A 19,258-nucleotide genomic window follows, 5' to 3' on the forward strand; every position below is an offset into this window, starting at 1 on the left:
TCAGTCCTCGTAGCCGTTGGGGTTGTTGCGTTGCCAGCGCCAGCTGTCGGCGCACATCTGGGCCACGTCGCGGCGGGCCTGCCAGCCCAGCTCGCGCCGGGCCTTGCCCGGATCGGCCCAGTATTCGGCGATGTCGCCGGGGCGGCGGCCGACCACCTGGTGGGGCAGGGGCCGGCCGACGGCGTCGGAGAAAGCCGCCAGCATCTGCAGCACGCTCTGGGGCTGGCCGGTGCCCAGGTTATAGCTGTGCACCCCGGGCCGGCCCAGGCAGTGCTGCAGCGCCTTGACGTGGCCTTCGGCCAGGTCCATGACGTGGATGTAATCGCGTACACCGGTGCCGTCGACCGTGGGGTAGTCGCCGCCGAACACCGCCAGCCGCGCCAGCCGGCCTATCGCCACCTGGGTGAGGTAGGGCATGAGGTTGTTGGGAATGCCCTGGGGATCCTCGCCCAGGCTGCCCGATTCGTGGGCGCCCACCGGGTTGAAGTAGCGCAGCAGCGTCATGCTCCAGCCGGGCTCGGCCAGCTGCAGATCCTCCAGGATCTGTTCCACCATCAGCTTGGTGCGGCCATAGGGATTGCTCGCCTGGCGGGGAAAGTCCTCGCGGATGGGCACGGAAGCCGGGTCGCCGTAGACGGTGGCGGAAGAGCTGAACACCAGGTTGGCCACCCCGGCCCTTGTCATGGCCTCGAGCAGCACCAGGGTGCCGGTGATATTGTTTTCATAGTACGCCAGGGGCCGGCGGGTCGACTCGCCCACCGCCTTGAGGGCGGCGAAGTGGATCACAGCCTGGATCGGCTGTTCCGCAAAGAGGCGGTCGAGCAGGGCGGCGTCGCGGATGTCACCCTGGTAAAATACCGGTTTTTCGCCACTTATGGCAGAAATTCGCGTCAGTACGCTGATTTTGCTGTTGCTCAGGTTGTCCACTATCACGGGCTCGAAGCCGGCCTGCTGCAGGGCCAGGCAGGTGTGGCTGCCGATATAGCCGCAGCCGCCGGTTACCAGGATCCTCATCTTGTCACTCCCTTGTGTTGGATGGAGGCCAGTCTAGCCGACTGGCCGGAGGTCATTCTGTGATCATGCTAGCAAATAAGTGTAAACGTTTACACTTGTTCGGGACAATCTTTGCCCGGACCGGGCCCGGGCGGCTGTTCCCGGCCCCGCTTAGGGGTATAATGGCGATTCGTTACGCTGCTGAAAGTGAATGCCCGATGAGCACAATCAAGGATGTCGCCCGCCTCGCCCAGGTATCGGTGGCAACGGTTTCAAGGGTGATCAACGAGTCGCCCAAGGCCAGTGCCGCCGCTCGGGAAGCGGTGTACAAGGCCATGCGCGAGCTGGGCTACACCCCCAACGCCAATGCCCGCGCCCTGGTGAGCCAGACCAGCGACACCATAGGGGTGCTGGTCAACGACGTGGCGGATCCCTTCTTCGGCGCCCTGGTGAAGGGGGTGGCGGGGGTGGCGATGGAGCAGGGGTTGCACCTGCTGGTGGGCAACGGCTTTCACCGGCAGGAGCAGGAGCGGCGTTCGCTGGAGCTGCTGATCAGCAAGCGCTGCGAGGCGCTGGTGGTGCACAGCAAGGCCCTGAGCGACGCCGAACTGATCGACTATGCCCTGCGCCACCCGGGCATGGTGCTGATCAACAGGGACATCTCCGCCCTCAAGGGCCGCTGCATCGCCCTCAACAACCAGCAGGGCACCCTGGTGGCCACCCGCCACCTGATCGAGCTCGGCCATCGCCATATCGCCTTCCTGTGTTCCGATCAGGCCATCGAGGACAGCGTGGCCCGCCGCCAGGGCTATGAAGAGGCGCTGCGGGAGGCGGGGCTGGGGGTGGAGGCGGAGCTGGTCGAGCAGGGGCCGCCCAACGAGGAAGGGGGCGAGCGGGCCATGCTCAACCTGCTGGCCAAGGGGGCGCCGCTGACCGCGGTGGTGGCCTACAACGACGCCATGGCGGCGGGCGCCATCTCGGTGCTGGCCGACAACGGCCTGCGGGTGCCGGAGGAGGTGTCGGTGGTGGGCTTCGACGACCTGATCTACGCCCGTTACCTGCGGCCCAAGCTGTCGACCCTGCGCTACCCGGTGGAGCTGATGGCGGCCCAGGCGGCACGGCTGGCGCTGGCGCTGGCGGCGGGACAGCCGGCGCCGGAGGACAGCCGGCAGTATATGCCCACCCTGATCAACCGCCATTCCATCGCCCCGGTGCGCCGGCCGGCCCGGGCCTGATAGCGGCACACCGCGCGGCCGCCACTCCCTCCCGCGGCCCGCGGGCTGGACTCAGGCCGCCCGGTCCCGCGCCAGCAGGGCATCGATGCGCGCCAGCTCGTCGTCGCCCAGGGGGGCGCTCCGGCGGGCGGCCACCGCCGCTTCTATCTGCTCCGGCCGGCTGGCGCCGATCAGCGCCGTAGTCATGGCCGGGTGGCGCAGCACCCAGTTCAGCGCCAGCTGCGACAGGCTGTCGCCCCGCGCCCGGGCCAGGTCGTGCAGGCCGCGCAGGGTCTGCCGCCGCCGGGGCGTGATCTGCTCCGCCTGCAGGAAGGGGCTGGCGCCGGCGGCCCGGGAGTCGAGCGGGATCCCCTCCAGGTACCTGTCGCTCAGCTGGCCGCCGGCCAGGGGCGAATAGGCCATGGCGCCCACCCCCAGTTCGGCCAGGGCCGGCAGGGTCGCGGTTTCCATCTCCCGTTCCAGCATCGAATAACGCACCTGGTCGACGAGGCAGGGCACGCCCAGCTCCGCCAGCAGGGCGACGGCCCGCCGCGCCTCGGCCGCCGGGTAGTTGGAAATGCCGACATGGAGCGCCTTGCCCTGGCGCACCATGTCGGCCAGGGCCTGCATGGTTTCCGCCAGGGGCGTGTCCGGATCCGGCCTGTGGTGGTAGAAGATGTCCAGGTACTCCAGCCCCAGCCGGCGCAGGCTCTGGTGCAGGCTGGCGAACAGGTACTTGCGGCCGCCGCCGTCGCCGTAGGGCCCGTCCCACATCGTGAAGCCGGCCTTGCTGGCGATGATCAGCTCGTCCCGCCAGGGGTGCAGGTCTTCCTTCAGCAGGGTGCCGAACCGCAGCTCGGCGGCGCCGGGGGGCGGGCCGTAGTTGTTGGCCAGATCGAAGTGGGTGATGCCCAGATCGAAGGCGCGGCGCACCATGGCCCTGCTCCGGCCGGGGTCGCCGTCGGCGCCGAAGTTGTGCCAGAGCCCGAGGGCGATCTCCGGCAGGCGCAGGCCGCTGTGGCCGGTCCGGCGGAAGGGCAGCCGGTCGTAGCGATCGGGGGCGGGGGTATAGGAATCCATAATGCTCCTTATCGTGGCAAAGGGGTTGAGGTAATAATTTGTAATCGATTACACCAGCTCTTGCCCGCCATTGCATCCGTGCCGGTGCAAAAGGCGGCCCGATCTTAGCTTTCGGGAATGGAAGGCCGGTTTTGGCGAGTGCCGGCCGGGGAGGAATGGGGCACTATCGGTCTTCCAACCACGGACAAGGAGACTGAGATGTCCATTCGCGTCACCATCATCGGCGCCGGCAGCACCGTATTCATGCGCAACATAGTGCGTGATCTGCTGCACAAGCCGGCCCTCAAGCACATCGAGATCGCCCTCTACGACATCGACGCCCGCCGCCTGGCCGAGTCGGAGCGGGTGGCGCGCCAACTGGTGGCCGCCCTCGGGGCGCCGGCCCGGGTGCAGGCCCATGCCGACCGGCGCCAGGCCCTGGCCGGGGCCACGGCGGTGTTCACCCTGTTCCAGGTGGGCGGTTACCGGCCCTGCACCCTCACCGACTTCGAGGTGCCGCGCCGCTACGGCCTGCAGCAGACCATAGGCGACACCCTGGGCGTGGCCGGCATCATGCGCGGCCTGCGCACCATTCCGGTGCTGCTGTCCCTGGCCGAGGACATGCGCGAGCTGTGCCCCCGGGCGCTGCTGATGAACTACGTCAACCCCATGGGCATCCTCAGCCTGGCCATGCAGCGGCTGGCGCCGGACATCCGCTACGTGGGCCTGTGCCACTCGGTGCAGGGCACCGCCGAACAGCTGGCCACCGACCTCGGGGTGCCGCCGGCGGACCTGGTGTACCGCTGCGCCGGCATCAACCACATGGCCTTCTACCACAGCTTCCAGCAGCGCCTGCCGGACGGCTCCCTGGTCGATCTCTATCCCCGGCTGCGCGCCCTGGCCGAGCAGGGGCTGGTGCCGGACGACAACAGGGTGCGCTACGAGATCCTCAAGCGCTTCGGCTATTTCGTCACCGAGTCGAGCGAGCACTTCGCCGAGTACAGCCCCTGGTTCATCAAGCGGGATCGGCCGGATCTGCTCGAGCGCTTCAATGTGCCCCTGGACGAATACCCCCGCCGCTGTGAGCGCCAGATCGCCGACTGGGCGGAGGAACTCAAGCGGATCGAGTCCGGCGAGGCCATGGCGCTCAAGGAGAGCCACGAGTACGCCGCCGGCATCGTCAACGCCCTGGTCACCCACGAGCCGGTGGTGATCTACGGCAACCTGCTCAACCGCGGTGCCATCGAGAACCTGCCGGCGGACTGCTGCGTGGAGGTGGCCTGCCTGGTGGACGGCAACGGCGTCCAGCCCCAGCGCTTCGGCCGCATCCAGCCCCAACTGGCGGCGCTGATCCAGACCAACGTCAACGTGCAGATGCTGACGGTGGAAGCGGTAGTGCGCCAGGATCCCCAGTACCTCTATCACGCCGCCTACCTGGATCCCCACACCGCCGCCGAGCTGGATCTGGAGCAGATCCACTGTCTGGTGGACGATCTGCGCCGGGCCCACGGCGACTGGCTGCCCGACTGGGCCCGGCTGGGCTGATGGCCTGAGCGCCTGGACAAGGGGACGGCAGGCCGGCGCCGCTGTCCCCGATCTTTAATCCCCAATCCCCAATTCCCGTTTTCTACTCCTCGCCCCGGCTTTGCCGCCGGTATTGCAGCGGGGTCAGTCCGGTCAGGCGGCCGAAGGCGTCGTAGAACCGGCTCTGGCTGGAAAAGCCGCAGCTCAGGGCGATGTCCTGCACCGGACGGCGGCTTTCCGCCAGCAGCACCCGGGCGTGGTTGATCTGCAGGGTCAGCAGGTATTGCTTGATGCTGGCCCCCATCACCTGCCGGAACAGCTGCATGGCGTAGTTGGGATGCAGCCGGGCCGCCTGGGCCACCTGGGCGACCTTGAGCCCCTCCCGGTAATGGCACGACATAAAGGCGATCATCTGGTGCAGCTTGTTGGCCCGCTCTGGGCTCAGGGTGGGAAGGGGGACGGCGCCCTGCTCCGGCTGCAGGCTGTGCCAGCCGGTGAGGGCCACCCGCCGGCACATGAGGGCGATCTCCTCCTGCAGCAGGGCGGCGAAGTGGGGCTGGCGGTGGCCGGCGTCCTGCTGCCAGCGGCGGATGTCACCTTCCCCGAACAGATGGGCCCGGTCCGAGACGATCACCTGGCCCTGCAGCAGCCGGGACTGCAGGGCCTCGTCCAGGGCGAAGCCCAGGAACAGCGGCAGCGGGATATTGAGGATGGCCATGCGTTCGCAGCCGCCCTGGTCCACCAGCCGGTGCGGGATCAGGCCCCAGAACAGGCCCACGTGACCGGCGGGCAGGGTGATACGCCGCTCGCCGATGAGGTAGTGCACCGGCCCGTCCAGGGGAATGTTCACTTCCACCTGGCGGTGCCAGTGGTGGCCGGGCATTTCGCCCGGGCGGCGGAACTCGATGCTGAGCGCCTCTTCCTCCATCGCCGCGGGCTCGGGATGCGGCGCCATGGCGCTAGGCCGCCACCTCGAAGGCGGCGCGGATCAGCCGGCGGGTGTATTCCTCCCGGGGTTGGGTCAGCACCTGCTCGGTGTCGCCCACCTCCACCAGGTCCCCGTGGCGCATCACCATCACCCGGTGGCAGAGGGCGCGCACCACCCGCAGATCGTGGCTGATAAAGAGGTACGACAGGTTGTGCTTCTGTTGCAGCTGGCGCAGCAGCTTGATGATCTGGTTCTGCACCGACAGATCCAGCGCCGAGGTGGGCTCGTCCAGCAGGATGAAGTCCGGCTCCATGGCGATGGCCTTGGCGATGGCGATGCGCTGGCGCTGGCCGCCGGAAAACTCGTGGGGGAAGCGCTCCAGGGCGAAGGGCGCCAGGCCCGACTCCTGCAGGGCGAGGATGGCCTTCTGCTCCCGATCCTTGGCGTCCTTGCCGATGCCGTTGATGAGCATGCCCTCCTGGATGATCTGGCGCACCGTCATGCGCGGGTTGAGGGAGGAGAAGGGATCCTGGAACACGATCTGCATTTTGCGCCGGAGTGGGCGCATGGCCTGGCGATCCTTGTCGTGGAGCGGCTGGCCGTCGTAGTGGATCTCGCCCTGGGAGTCGATCAGCCGCAGCAGGGCGTGGCCCAGGGTGGTCTTGCCCGAGCCGGACTCGCCCACCAGGCCGAGGGTTTCGCCCCGGCGCAGGCCCAGCTCCAGGCCCTTGACCGCCTCGAAATACTGGGCCGGCCGGCGGCGCCAGAGGCTGGCGGCCTGGGTCTGGAAGCGCACCCTGATGTCCCGCCCGCGGAGGATCTCGGGGGCGTCGGCGGCCAGGGCCGGGGCCCGGCCCGAGGGTTCGGAGTTGAGCAGGTGGCGGCTGTAGGCATGTTGGGGCGCGGTGAACAGCGCCTCGGTGGCGTTGTTCTCCACCACCTGGCCGTGTTGCATCACGTACACCCAGTCGGCGTACTGGCGCACTATGGTGAGATCATGGGTGATCAGCATCACCCCTATGTTGTGCTTCTGCTGCAGGCGGCGCAGCAGGTTGAGGATCTCCGCCTGCACCGTCACGTCCAGGGCGGTGGTGGGCTCGTCGGCGATCAGCAGATCCGGGTTGTTGGCGATGGCCATGGCGATCATCACCCGCTGGCGTTGGCCGCCGGACATCTGGTGTGGATACTGATCGATGCGTTTTTCCGGCTCGGGCAGCTGCATCTCGGTGAGCAGCTCCAGCACCCGCGCCCGCACCTGCTGCCTGCTCATGCCCCTGTTGTGCTCGAGCAGCATCTCGCCGATCTGCTGGCCCACGGTGTAGAGCGGGTTGAGGGAGGTCATCGGCTCCTGGAAGATCATGCCGATGCGCTTGCCGCGGATGGTGCGCATCCGTGCCTCGTCGAAGCCGGTGATGTCCTCGCCCAGCAGCTCGATGCGGCTGTCGGGGGAGACGAGGGCGTTGCCGGGCAGCAGCTTCATGATGGTGCGTGCGGAGATCGACTTGCCCGAGCCCGACTCGCCCACCATGGCCACGGTCTGGCCCCGGTAGATCCTGAAGGACAGGTCCCGCACCGCCTCGGCCAGGCCGTCCCGGGTCTTGAAGTCCACCCTGAGTCGATCGGCCCTGACCAGCAATTCTGAATTCTTCATGGCAATCACCTGTTAACGGTTGGAATAGGGATCGACGGCGTCGCGCAGGCCGTCGCCGGCGGCGTTGAAGGCCAGCACCGCCACCAGGATGAACAGCACCGGGCTCAGCAGCCAGGGATAGGAGCCCAGCACCTGGTAGTCGCGGGCGGCGTTGAGCAGCAGGCCCAGGCTTATCATCGGCGGCTGGATACCGACCCCGAGGAAGCTCAAAAAGCTCTCGGTGAGGATAAAGGTCGGGATCATGGCGGTGGCCACCACGATGACGTGGGACAGCACGTTGGGCAGGATATGGTGCACTATGATACGGCCGTCGCTGGCGCCCACGGCGATGGCCGACTTCACGTAGTCCATTTCCCTGAGCACCAGCGCCTTGCCGCGCACTTCCCGCGCCAGCTGGGCCCACTTCAGGCTGCCCAGCAGCAGCACGAACAGCACGAAGGTGGTCTGGGGCGACACCGTCTTCGGCAGTATGGCGATCACCGCCAGGTACAGCGGCAGCTCGGGAAAGGCGAGCATCAGCTCCACCAGCCGCTGGGTCCAGAGGTCGAAGCGGCCGCCGAAGTAGCCGGAGGCGATGCCCACCAGGCAGCCGACCACCACGCAGATGCTGGTGATCAGGCCGGCCATCAGCAGGGTCACGCCCATGCCGTGCAGGATGCGGCTGAAGTTGTCCCGGCCCAGGCCGTCGGTGCCGAGGAAATACACCGCGTAACCGGGCTCGGCCGCCACCAGGTGGGTGCTGAAGTTCAGGCCGAACAGCCGGTAGTCCCAACCCTCGGCGAAGAAGCGCAGATAGATTTTCTGGCTGCTGTCCTTGACGTAGCTGGCCTCGAAGGTCTCGGGATCGAAGCTGATCTCGAAGGGGTGCACGAAGGGCCGCAGCGAGAAGCCGTCGTCACCGAAGAAGTGGATGCCCTGGGGCGGCAGGTAGATATCGTTGCTGTTGCGTGCCGCCGGATCCTGGGGCGAGAAGAAGGGGGCGAACAGCGCCAGCACCAGCAGCAGGGCGATAAAGCCGAGGGAGACCAGCGCCAGCCGGTTGCGCTTGAAGCGCCGCCAGACCAGGGCCAGGTAGCCTTCGTTGCGGCTGGCGGGGCGCCGGCGCGGATCCTGGGTGATGAGGTTCGAGGTCTGCATAGGGGTTTCCATGATTAAGGCTCCTTGGGCGTCAGGACAGCCGCACGCGCGGGTCGAGCAGGGCCAGCAGGATGTCGGCGATGATGTTGCCGATCACCAGGGTGGCGGCCAGCAGCAGCATGAAGGAGGCCACCACGAATACGTCCTGATCCTGCATGCCGCTGACGATCAGCGGGCCCACGGTGGGCAGGGCGAAGACGATGGCGATCTCCAGCTCGCCGGCGATCATGTAGGGCAGGGCCACGCCCTGGAACATCACCAGGGGGTGCAGGGCGTTGGGCACCACGTGCTTGAACAGCACCCGGCGCGACGACAGCCCCTTGGCGCGGGCGGTTTCCACGTACTGGGCCTGCATCACGTCCAGCATGTTGGAGCGCATCACCCGCAGGTGGTGGGCCATGCCGCCGAAGATGGCCACCAGCAGCACCGGCCAGATGTGTTGCAGCAGGTTGCCGAACTTGGCCAGGCTCCAGGGGGCCATCACGTATTCGGGGGAGAAGAGGGCGGCCACGTGCACCGAGCCCAGGTGGAACACCAGCAGGTAGAGCATCAGCAGCGCCAGCACGAAGCGCGGCGTGGTCATGCCGATAAAGGCGAACACCGTCACCAGGTTATCCACCCAGCCGTAGGGCCGGGTGGCCACGAAGATGCCGAGCAGGGTGCCGAGCAGGGTGGCGCCCAGGTGGCACATCAGGGCGATCAGCAGGGTCATCGGCAGGCGATCGCTGATCAGCTCGGCGATCGGCTTGTTGTAGACGTAGGAGTGGCCGAAGTCGCCCTTGGTGGCGATATTGCCGATCCAGGTCAGGTACTGTACCGGCAGCGGCCGGTTCATGCCCTGCTCTTCGCGGAAGCGATCGGCCAGCTCCTGGGCTTCCCGCTCGCTCATGCCCGACATGCTGATGGCCTGGCTCTTGAGCCGGTCGGCGTAGTCGCCGGGCGGCAGCTGGATCAGGAAGAAGGCGACCAGGCTCAGCGCCAGCAGCAGCGGCACGGCGGCGAGCAGGCGCCTGAAGATAAAGCGTAACATAGCAAGAACCCTCGGTTGCTAGGTGGTTGGGGGCAGGGGTTGGTGCGCCTGTCCGGGCCTGAGAGCAGGGCCCGGAGCAGTCGACGGTGTTGCCGGTATCCCGACTCAATTCACAAACGGCAGCTTGCCGGGCATCAGTTCCTCCAGCCTGTCCTGGGGCGCCACCCAGACACGCTCGCGCATGATGGCGTCCTCGGCCCACTGGAAGCTGAGGATGGGGGTGCCGGGCGGCACGTTCTTGAGCCGCTTGCTCAGGATCAGCGCCCCGGGCATGGACACCAGGCCCACGTGGTAGAGGTTCTCGGTGAACACCCGGTTGTAGCGGTTGAGGATCTCCAGTTGCTTGCCCAGATCCGGCTCGTTGGTGAACTGGTTGATAAGGTTCACCAGCTCCCGCTCGAAGGGCAGCAGTTGCTGGGGCTGCTCGTCGGTGCCCTTGTGCCAGTAGGGGGTCTTGCTGTGCACCGGCGCCAGGGCCTCGGCCAGCTGGATTGGCTGTATGTATTCGCTGTCGTTGCGGCGGATGAATAAGTCGAAGCTGCCGTTGCCGAGGGCGGCGTCCACCTGGGCGCCCTGCAGCGGCAGCGGTATCAGCTTGATGCCCACTTCCCGGAACATGCTGACCAGGCCTTCCGCCATGGCTTTCTCCCCCGGGCCGTCGGGGGTGACCATGGTGATCTCCAGATCCCGTCCCTGGGCCGGGCCCGAGGTGAAGTTGAGGATGCCGTTGTTGTCGGTGTCCTTGAGGCCGAGGGCGGCCAGCAGCTCCCTGGCCAGGGCCGGGTTGTAGCCGTAGAAGGCCACCGAGCTCTCGTCCACCACTCCTTCCGGGTAGAGGCCGCCGGCGTAGGGCCGGCCGAAGGGGCCGCGCACCATAGACTGGGCCAGGGCGTCCCGGTCGATGGCGTGGCTGACGGCCTGGCGGAAGCCGAGCTCCCGGTTCAGCTGGCGAATAGCCCGCTCCCGGTCGTCGCTCACCCCCAGTTCCTCGGACAGGTTGAGGAACAGCGACCAGCCCAGGATGCGCGGGCTGAAGTCGAGCCGGGCCTTGGCGTCGGGCTGGCGGCTCTGGCGGATGGACTCCAGGTAGTTGCTGGGGTTTTCCATGTTGGCGTAGTCGGCGTTGCCGGCCACGGTCTGCACCTCACGGTCGGTCCAGGTGGACAGCTTGAAGCGCAGTTCGTCCAGGTAGGGCAGTTGCTGGCCCTGTTCGTCCACCTTCCAGTAGTAGGGGTTGCGGCGCAGCACCATCATCTGGTCCGGGGTGTAGGACACAGGTACCCAGGCGCCCATGGTCACCACCGGCAGGGTGGCAGGGGAGAGGGCGTTGGCGTAGCCGGAATAGGTGGCCTGGTCGTTGTATCTGGGGTGCAGGGGCTTCAGCACATGGGCCGGACCCGGGCACATGCGGAAGAAGGCCATGCTGTACAGGTACTGGGTGGGGAAGGCGTCCTGGAAGGTCCAGCGCAGGGTGCTGTCGTCGATCTTCTCCAGGGTGGTGCCTTCGCCGTAGGTGCCGGGGCTGGCCCAGGCACCGACCCGGGGATCCATGATGTTGTCTTCCCACAGGAAGAGCAGGTCGTCGGCGCCGAAGGGCTGGCCGTCGGACCACTTGGCGCCCTCGATCAGGTGCATGGTCAGCTGTTGGCCGTCTGCGGACCACTCCCAGCTCCTGGCCAGGTTGGGCAGCGGGGTCTGCTCTTCCTTGCGGATGGAGGTGAGGGGGCCGGTGCGGGTGAGGCATTCGGCCACCGTGTATTCGGTGCCGCCCCAGCCGGAATTCTTGCCCGCGGCATAGTTCCAGCCTTCGGGACGGCCGCCGGTGACCATGCGGAACACGCCGCCGTAGATGCCGACGCCGTCGGGCATGCCGCTTTCCAGGAATACCAGGGGTTCCCTGGGCAGGCGCTCGGTCACCGGCGGCAGCTTGCCCTGCTCGACCAGCTCGGTGACCCAGGCCGGCTCGCTGTAGGCGGGCAGGGCCTGGAAGCGGAACAGGTCCGCCTGGGTCAGCTCCATGGGGTAGCCCTGGCCGGGCAGGGGCTGGGCCGCGGGCAGGGGGGAGATCTCGCCGCCCGGCTCGGCCAGCAGCGTGGCCGGCGCCAGTCCCAACAGGCCCGCCACGCAGGCGGACAACAGCGAAGTGCGATAATACGGTGTTTTCATCCTTTAGGTCCTTCTTTCCATGCAGGGTCAAGGAGTCCCGCGCCTTGGGCGGGACGCCGGGATCAGAGGGCGGTGAGCTTGATCACCATGGCGCTTTGCGGATCCAGCACCGGCATGGCCAGGCCGGCCTCGGCCAGCCAGTCGCCGCCGGCCACGCAGCCGCCGTCCACCCAGAGTGGCAGCTTCTTCATCACCCCATAGTCGAAGCAGGCGGGGCGCTCCAGCAGCTCGACGCGGTAGCGCTTGTCGGCGGCCAGGCCGGGCAGGCGCAGGGCGCCGGACAGGGCGTAGCGGGGCAGGGTCAGCTGGCCGACGTAGAACACCGCCTCGCTCCGGTCCGGGCTGACCACGCCGTGGATCAGCTGGGCCGGATCCGGGCTGTCGAGGCGCACCACCTCGCCGCCGTGCAGCAGCGGGCGCAGCTGCTTGTGCAGGGCGATATAGCGGGCGAAGCCCTGGCGCTCGGCCTCGCTTTCCTTCACCGGATCCAGCTCCACCCCCATGTGGCCGAACAGGGCGGTGAGGCCGCGGAAGGCGATGTCCAGCTCGCGCCGGGTGCTGTGGCTGTGGTGGGTGCCGATATGGGTGCCCATCACCTCGGGCGGGAAGAAGTAGCTCATGCCGCGCTGGATCTGCTGGCGATCCAGGGCGTCGTTGTTGTCCGAGGGCCAGAAACGGTGGGCGCGCTTGAGGATCTCGTAATCGACCCGGCCGCCGCCGGAGGCGCAGGATTCGAATTCCACCCGCGGATGGCGCCGCTCCAGCTCGTCCAGCAGCCGGTACACCGCCAGGGTCTGGCCGTGCTGGGCCGGGCGGCCCTCGTGGCCGGGCTGCACCAGCTCCCGGTTCATGTCCCACTTGACGTAGTCGATGTGGTAACGGCCGAGCAGTTCGTCGAAGCGCGCCAGCAGGTAGCCGAACACCTCGGGATTCTGCAGATCCAGCACGTACTGGAAGCGGCCGGCGGGCTGGCGGTAGCCGGGCAGGGCCAGCAGCCAGTCCGGATGGGCGCGGTACAGATCCGAGTCGGGGTTGATCATCTCCGGCTCGAACCAGATGCCGAACTCCATGCCCAGCGCCTTGACGTGGGCGATCACCGGCTCCAGGCCCTCGGGGTACTTGCGCTCGTCCAGGTACCAGTCGCCCAGGGCGGCACGGTCGTGATCCCGGCCCCTGAACCAGCCGTCGTCGATGATGAAGCGCTCCACACCCATTTCCGCCGCCCGGCTGGCCATCTCCATGATGTAGGCCGGCGAGTGATCGAAGTAGATGCCTTCCCAGGTGTTGAGGTGCACCGGCCGGGACTTGGCCACCGGCCAGTTGAGGATATGGGCGCGCACGAAGCAGTGGAACTGGCGGCTCATGCCGGTCAGGCCGGCGTCGCTGTAGCTGGCGTAGAGCCAGGGGGTGGAGCAGGACTCGCCCTCGGCCAGGCGGATCTCGCCCGGGGCGTACAGGGCCTCGGCCTGCACGAAGCGGCGGCCGTCGCTCTTCACGTCGGCGCGCAGCCGGTGGTTGCCGCTCCAGGCCAGGTGGAAGCCCCACACCTCGCCCTGCTGCTCGCCGAAGCCCGGGGTGCCGAGCATAAAGCCGGGAAAGTATTCGTGGGAGCTGCGGCCGCGGCGGTTTTCCTGCAGGTAGCCGCCGTGGACCAGGGGCAGCCGGTGGCTCTGGAACTCCTTGCACCAGCGGCCGTGGAAGGCCTGCAATTCGCTCACCCGCTCGGGCAACTGCAGGGTCAGGGCCAGCCGGCTCAGCTCGTAGTCGCCGGCCTTGAGGTTGGTGAGGGTATGGCGCAGGGCCAGCACCTCGCTGTCGGGATCCAGGCCGATTTCCATCTCCAGGCGCAGGCCGGCGATGGCGTCTTCGTAGATCAGCCGGGCTTGCTGCCCCTGGTGGGACACCGACACCGGCTCGAACACCGGCGACCAGTCCATGCCCTGGCGGTGGCCCTCGACGCCCGGGGCGCTGAACACCCCGCGGCCGGCTTCCGGATTCAGCCCCAGGGGCACGTCCACGTCCAGCCGGCTGTTGGGCACGGCGCGGACCAGGGTATCGGCGGCGGCCCGGTCGAAATGGGCGAGTTTCCTGCCCCAGTAGAGCAGCTCTGCGGTCGGTCTGTGGCGCAGCTGCAGTTCGGTATGCTGGCCGCACAGGCGGAGAATGGTGGTGGTCATCTGTTCAGGCTCCCTGGGATCGACCCTGGTCCGGATTAATGTAATCGGTTCCAATCGGTTTGGTTGCCTGAATGTCAACTTAACAGGCGGTATTGCCGACGGCTGCCGATGTTTATTTGTAAACGTTTACACTAATGTAGAGAGACCCCCGGAAGATGGAAACCCCGGGGTAATAAAAGTGTGAAACGGATCGTAAATTTTGTGGGACGGGTGGTGGCCGGTGGCCTCAGTCTACCCGGTGCCGGGCGCGGGCCTGGGCCCGGTAACGGGAGGGGGAGACCCCGGTCTGGTGGCGGAACCAGTGGCTGAAGTTGAAGGCGTCCGGGTAGCCGACCCGCTGGGCGACCTGGCTTATCTGCCAGTTGCTGTGGGCCAGCAGCTCCCGCGCCCGCTGCAGCCGGAGCCGGGCCAGCCGGTGCATGGGGCTCTGGCCGTAGAGCTTGCGGCAGACCCGGTTGAGGTGAGGCACCGAGCAGTGCACCTCTTCCGCCAGGGCGGCCTGGCTCCATTTCTGGTGCAGCTGGGCCTCGAGCCGGGCAAACAGCTGGCGCACCGCCATCTCCAGCCGGCTGAAGCCGCTCTGCTGCGACAGGATCTCGGTAAGTAGCTCGTGCACCAGGGTCAGCAGCGGTCGCCGGCGCGGGGTGCGGCTCTGGTGGTAGAGGCTGTCCATCAGCGGGGCCAGGGCCCAGACCTGATCGTGCTGGAACACGTCGCTGTCGTGCTCCCGCAGCCGGGCCCAGGTGCCGCTGTCGCGCAGCAGCAGCCAGGCCATGTGCCAGTCGTCGCCGTCCAGCTCGAACAGGAAGGGCCGGCCCGCCGGCAGCAGGGTAACGCTGCCGGGCGGTATCGCCAGTTGTCTGCCCGGCAGCGACAGCCGGCCCCGGCCGGCGGTGGTGAACAGCAGGGTGTGCAGATCCGGCGCCTTCTGGCCGACCTGGTACCGGCCCTGGAGTACGCTCACTCCGCCCAGGTGCAGATCGTAGTCCTGCATCTCCGGCACCTCCTCGCTGATCAGGAAGCGCTCTCGGCACTCGGGCCCCAGCACGAGCAGGTCTTGGAACTCATCATGATTCAAATTCACAGGTTGTTGATTCATATGTACATAGCCTGTTTTTCATTCGCTTATTAGAATATCCCCATAATAACTACTTCTCCAGCCTGCGCCCCGGCCATTATCGCCCTGGCGGCAGGCCACTTGTTTCACTATCCATCTTTTTTCACATTACCGGAGCATTCCGGGGACAGCCGTTGCCGTGGTGGCGGGGCCGACCCGGCGGGGGGCATTATGGGTTATCGACAATTCTGGCGGCAGGTGATGAGCCTGGCGCTGCCGGTGGCGGTGCAGTCGGCGCTGGTGGCGGCGCTGGGCATGGCCGACGTGCTGATGGTCAGCCACCTGGGCAACGAGGCGGTGGCGGCGGTGGGGCTGTCGGCCAAGCTCAACTTCGTGCTGATCCTGGTGATGGCGGCCATAGGTACCGGCTGCTCCATCATGGTGGCCCAGTATTTCGGCGCCGGGCGGCGCGACAAGGTGCGCCAGACCCTGGCCTGCGCGCTGCTGCTGGGCACCCTGGTGATGCTGCCCTTCACCTTCTGGCTGCTGGGCTGGTCCGAGCCGCTGATCCGCCTGGGCAGCAGCGATCCCCAAGTGGTCGAGCTGGGCACCGTATATCTCACCCTGATCGGCCTGACCCTGTTCACCACCCAGGGCATCATCGTCTACGAGTCGGCCATGCGCTCCATCGGCCGTGCCGACTGGCCGCTCAAGTACGCGGCGGTGGCCATACTGCTCAACATCGCCCTCAACTACTGGCTGATCAACGGCGGCCTGGGGCTGCCGGCCCTGGGCGTGACCGGGGCCGCCATCGCCACCGTGCTGGCCCGGCTGTTCCAGTTCGGCTGGATCCTCTGGGAGCAGCAACAACGGCCGGAGCTGCGGCTGAAGGGCGCCACCTGGCGGGCGCTGCGCGGTACCCGGCTGCCGGGGAATTTCATTGCCCTGACCTGGCCGCTGGTGGCCAACTTTACCCTGTGGTCGGCCGGCTCGCTCGGTTATCACCTGATCGCCGGCCGCATGGGCACGGTGCCGCTGGCAGTGATGAGCCTGCTGGCGCCGATAGAAGGCATGTACCACGCCTTCTTCTTCGGCCTGGTCAGCGCCTGCGGCATCATGATCGGCCAGCGCCTGGGGCGGGATCAGTTTGCCGAGGCCCGCTGGCTGGCCCACCGCTTCCTGTGGATAGCGCCGCTGGGCTCCTTGCTGCTGGGGCTGGCGTTGCTGGCGGCCTCGCCGCTGCTGCTGGGCTGGATGCAGATGCCGGACGCCGACACCGCCTACCAGACCCAGCTGGCCATGGCGGTGATGTGCCTGGGCTTCTGGGTCAAGGTGTTCAACATGACCGCCATCCAGGGCATTCTGCGCTCCGGCGGCGACAGCCGCTTCTGCCTGGGCATGGACATGGTGGCCATGTGGATCATCGGCCTGCCCCTGACCTGGCTGGCGGCCTTTTTCTGGGAGCTGCCCTTCGTCTGGGTGTACGCCATGGTGCTGAGCGAGGAGGTAGTGAAGGCGCTGGGGGTGTACTGGCGGATCCGCAAGGGCTACTGGCTGGCGAACCTGACCGAGCCGGAGGAGCGGCCAACGGCGGTGGCCGAGCCCGCGGCTTAGAGCGCAGCAGGTGAAAGCGGGGAGGCGAAAGCCTCCCCTTTTGTTTAGCAAGGGCTCAGCCTTTTGCCGGTCGACGGGGGCGGTCCGGATGCCTTTGTGGCCTGGATCACAGGGTGGCTGAAACGATTTTGCAACCTTGCTCACAGAAATGATGCATTTGTACGGTAGTTGATTGCTAAACCGATTTAGCTTGCGCTAGTTTATTCATCGAACCCGAACTTGACCCCAAGTTCCCCGTCAGTGATGCAGCCCCGGCTGCCTTGTTACAAGGATGAACAATGCGCACTTTTTCCCGTACCCTGCTTGCTACCCTGCTCACCGGCCTGTCCGCCCAGGCCCTGGCCCAGCCGGTGGAAATCCGCGCCTGGCGCCACGACACCAGCGAAAATGAAATCGCCGCCTCCCAGGCGGCCATCGCCCGCTTCAACGACAGCCAGAACGACTACCGGGTGGTGGTGGAGCTGATCCCCGAGGGCGCCTACACCGAAACCATCAACGCCGCGGCCCTGGCCGGGCGCCTGCCCTGCGTGCTGGACATGGACCAGCCGGTGGTGCCCAACTTCGCCTGGGCCGGCAACCTGGCGCCCCTGGAGGGGCTGCTGGATCAGGCCCTGCTGGACCAGATAGTGTCCACCGGCAAGGGCAGCTACCAGGGCAAGGTGTATTCGGTGGGCCAGTACGACGTGGCCCTGTCGCTGTTCACCCGCCAGAGCACCCTCGACAAGCACGGCATCCGCAAGGCCACCCTGGAGCAGCCCTACAGCCGCGAGGAGTTCGACCAGATCCTGGCCAGGCTCAAGGCTTCGGGAGACTTCTTCTACCCCTTCGACATCAACACCAGCTGGAGCGGTGAATGGGCCTCCTACGGCTTCGCCCCCTTCCTGCAGAGCTTCGGCGGCGACCAGATCGACCGCGCCAGCTACCTGGCGTCCGAGGGCGAGCTCAACGGCGAGGCCGCCGAGGCCTGGGGCGAGTGGATGAGAGCCCTGGTGACCAAGGGCTATATCGACCGCCGCGCCGCCGACGACAAGGGCTTCCTGCGCGGCCGGGTGGCCATCCACTACAACGGCTCCTGGGCGGTGGGCGAATACAGCGAACTGCTGGGGGACGATCTGGTGGTGATGCCGACCCTGGATCTGGGCCAGGGCCCGGTGGTCGGCAGCGGCTCCTGGCACTGGGGCATCAGCAGCGGCTGTCCGGACAAGGAAGGCGCCGCCCGCTTCATCAACTTCCTGCTGCAGCCCGAGGAGATCGCGGCCATGGCCGACGCCGTGAGCGCCATCCCCACCTCGGAGGCGGCGGCGGCCCTGACCGAGCACTACCGGGAAGGAGGCAAGTGGCGCATGTTCTACGATTATTCCGAGCGCTTCGCCCGCATCCGCCCCGAGACCCCGGCCTATCCGGTGATCAGCAGCAGCTTCGAGAAGGCGGTCAACGACATCTTCGACGGACGGGACGTGCTGGATTCCCTGGACGCGGCGGTGGCGGTGATCGAGCGCAACATCCGCGACAACAACGGTTACGGCTTCCAGTAACCCCCATGGGCCCGCCCGGCGCGGGCCCCGGCTCCCGTTCACAGGACACGACATGATGCCCACCCAAACCCTGCGGCAGCCGGCGGCGACGGCCGCCCGCCCCAAGGACACCCTGGCCCGGCGGCAGCGCTTCTACGGCTGGCTGCTGGGCAGCCCCGCCTTCTTCGGGCTGGCGCTCTTCATCCTGGTGCCCTTCGTGATGGCGATAGTGCTGTCGTTCACCAACCAGCGGCTGCTGTCGCCCAACGCCACCGAGATGGTGGGCCTGCGCAACTACGACCGGCTGCTGGCGGTGACCTGGCTGACCCAGGACGCCCGGCGCGACGAGGCGGGCGCTATTCTGCGGGCCGCCGACGGCGCGCCCGAATTCGAGCGGCTGCGCACCCTGCTCCGCGCCAACCCGGACTACCGGGACTACAGCGAACTGGCTAGCTTCACCTTCAACGAGTCGCGGCTGGTGCTGCTGGCCAAGGATCCGCTGTTCATCAAGTCCTTCGGCAACACCCTGAAGTTCGCCTTTATGGTGATCCCCCTGCAGTGCGGCGCCGCCCTGCTGCTGGCGCTATTGGTCAACCTGGGGCTGAGGGGGACCAATTTCTTCCGCACCGCCTATTTCGCGCCCGTGGTGACCTCCATGGTGGTGGTGTCCATCGTCTGGACCTTCCTCTACCACAAGGACACCGGCCTGATTAACGAATTCCTGAAGACCCTGTCCTTCGGCCTGATCGGGGACATCGACTGGCTGGGCAGCCCGGCCTGGTCGATGCCGGCCATCGTCGTCATGTCGGCCTGGCAGGGGGCCGGCTACCAGATGCTGATCTTCCTCGCCGGCCTGCAGAACATCCCCGAGGATCTGTACGAGGCGGCCTCCCTCGACGGCGCCAACGGCTGGCAGAAGTTCTGGTACATCACCCTGCCGGGGCTGCGCAACACCACCATCTTCGTGGTGATCTCCACCACCATCGCCGCCTTCGGCCTGTTCACCCAGGTGGACGTGATGACCGCCGGCGGGCCCGCCGACTCCACCAGTACCGTGATGTACCACGCGGTGCGCAAGGGGTTCCGCGAGCAGGACATCGGCTACGGCGCCACCATCAGCGTGATCTACTTCCTGGTGATCCTGGCCATCGCCCTGGGCCAGAAATACTACTTCGACAAGCGGGAGAAATAAGC

14 protein-coding genes are annotated in these 19,258 nt (G+C 67.1%); 5 read left to right on the top strand and 9 right to left on the bottom strand.

Going from position 1 to position 19,258, the window contains the following annotated elements; translation table 11 throughout:
• Complete coding sequence (gene galE, locus JKV55_RS01060; RefSeq protein WP_202081893.1) at window positions 1-1,014, bottom strand: UDP-glucose 4-epimerase GalE; 1,014 nt, start codon at window positions 1,012-1,014, stop codon at window positions 1-3.
• A 197-nt stretch (window positions 1,015-1,211) separates the two neighbouring features.
• Here galE and JKV55_RS01065 point away from each other — a divergent pair, with 197 nt between their 5' ends.
• Complete coding sequence (locus JKV55_RS01065; RefSeq protein ID WP_202081894.1) at window positions 1,212-2,228, top strand: substrate-binding domain-containing protein; 1,017 nt, start codon at window positions 1,212-1,214, stop codon at window positions 2,226-2,228.
• 51 nt (window positions 2,229-2,279) lie between these two features.
• On the opposite strand, the gene JKV55_RS01070 is transcribed toward JKV55_RS01065, so the two are convergent.
• Complete coding sequence (locus tag JKV55_RS01070; RefSeq protein ID WP_439654891.1) at window positions 2,280-3,290, bottom strand: aldo/keto reductase; 1,011 nt, start codon at window positions 3,288-3,290, stop codon at window positions 2,280-2,282.
• Between the two features lie 195 nt (window positions 3,291-3,485).
• Here JKV55_RS01070 and JKV55_RS01075 point away from each other — a divergent pair, with 195 nt between their 5' ends.
• Window positions 3,486-4,811, top strand: coding sequence for an alpha-glucosidase/alpha-galactosidase (locus JKV55_RS01075; RefSeq protein ID WP_202081896.1), 1,326 nt, complete (start codon window positions 3,486-3,488; stop codon window positions 4,809-4,811).
• Window positions 4,812-4,893: 82 nt separating this feature from the next.
• Here the strand turns inward: JKV55_RS01075 and melR are convergent, their stop codons facing one another.
• The 7 genes from melR to JKV55_RS01110 all read right to left on the bottom strand — a co-directional run bounded on the left by melR (window position 4,894) and on the right by JKV55_RS01110 (window position 14,978).
• On the bottom strand, window positions 4,894-5,745 hold the full coding sequence (gene melR / locus JKV55_RS01080; RefSeq protein ID WP_202081897.1) for a transcriptional regulator MelR: 852 nt from the start codon (window positions 5,743-5,745) through the stop codon (window positions 4,894-4,896).
• 4 nt (window positions 5,746-5,749) lie between these two features.
• Window positions 5,750-7,369, bottom strand: a complete 1,620-nt coding sequence (locus JKV55_RS01085) for an ABC transporter ATP-binding protein (RefSeq protein ID WP_202081898.1) — start codon at window positions 7,367-7,369, stop codon at window positions 5,750-5,752.
• A 12-nt stretch (window positions 7,370-7,381) separates the two neighbouring features.
• Complete coding sequence (locus JKV55_RS01090) at window positions 7,382-8,518, bottom strand: ABC transporter permease (protein WP_237332583.1); 1,137 nt, start codon at window positions 8,516-8,518, stop codon at window positions 7,382-7,384.
• A 19-nt stretch (window positions 8,519-8,537) separates the two neighbouring features.
• Window positions 8,538-9,536, bottom strand: a complete 999-nt coding sequence (locus JKV55_RS01095; protein WP_202081899.1) for an ABC transporter permease — start codon at window positions 9,534-9,536, stop codon at window positions 8,538-8,540.
• A 105-nt stretch (window positions 9,537-9,641) separates the two neighbouring features.
• Window positions 9,642-11,702 (bottom strand): ABC transporter substrate-binding protein, encoded by a 2,061-nt coding sequence (locus JKV55_RS01100; RefSeq protein WP_202081900.1) that lies wholly within the window; start codon window positions 11,700-11,702, stop codon window positions 9,642-9,644.
• Window positions 11,703-11,764: 62 nt separating this feature from the next.
• Window positions 11,765-13,879: an alpha-galactosidase gene (locus tag JKV55_RS01105; protein WP_202081901.1), complete on the bottom strand. Its 2,115-nt coding sequence runs from the start codon at window positions 13,877-13,879 to the stop codon at window positions 11,765-11,767.
• A gap of 226 nt (window positions 13,880-14,105) precedes the next feature.
• The gene (locus tag JKV55_RS01110) at window positions 14,106-14,978 is read right to left on the bottom strand and encodes a helix-turn-helix domain-containing protein (protein ID WP_202081902.1); all 873 of its coding nucleotides are present in this window, start codon (window positions 14,976-14,978) and stop codon (window positions 14,106-14,108) included.
• Window positions 14,979-15,167: 189 nt separating this feature from the next.
• On the opposite strand from JKV55_RS01110, the gene JKV55_RS01115 reads away from it, so the two are divergent.
• From JKV55_RS01115 to JKV55_RS01125, 3 genes are all read left to right on the top strand, one after another.
• Window positions 15,168-16,550, top strand: a complete 1,383-nt coding sequence (locus tag JKV55_RS01115) for an MATE family efflux transporter (protein ID WP_202081903.1) — start codon at window positions 15,168-15,170, stop codon at window positions 16,548-16,550.
• Window positions 16,551-16,828: 278 nt separating this feature from the next.
• Window positions 16,829-18,085 (top strand): ABC transporter substrate-binding protein, encoded by a 1,257-nt coding sequence (locus JKV55_RS01120; RefSeq protein ID WP_202081904.1) that lies wholly within the window; start codon window positions 16,829-16,831, stop codon window positions 18,083-18,085.
• A 52-nt stretch (window positions 18,086-18,137) separates the two neighbouring features.
• Window positions 18,138-19,256 carry a carbohydrate ABC transporter permease gene (locus JKV55_RS01125; protein WP_202081905.1) on the top strand — a complete coding sequence of 373 codons (1,119 nt, stop codon included), beginning with the start codon at window positions 18,138-18,140 and terminating at the stop codon, window positions 19,254-19,256.
• Window positions 19,257-19,258 lie beyond the last annotated feature (2 nt).

The organism is Zobellella iuensis (assembly GCF_016746085.1).
Classification (GTDB): domain Bacteria; phylum Pseudomonadota; class Gammaproteobacteria; order Enterobacterales; family Aeromonadaceae; genus Oceanimonas; species Oceanimonas iuensis.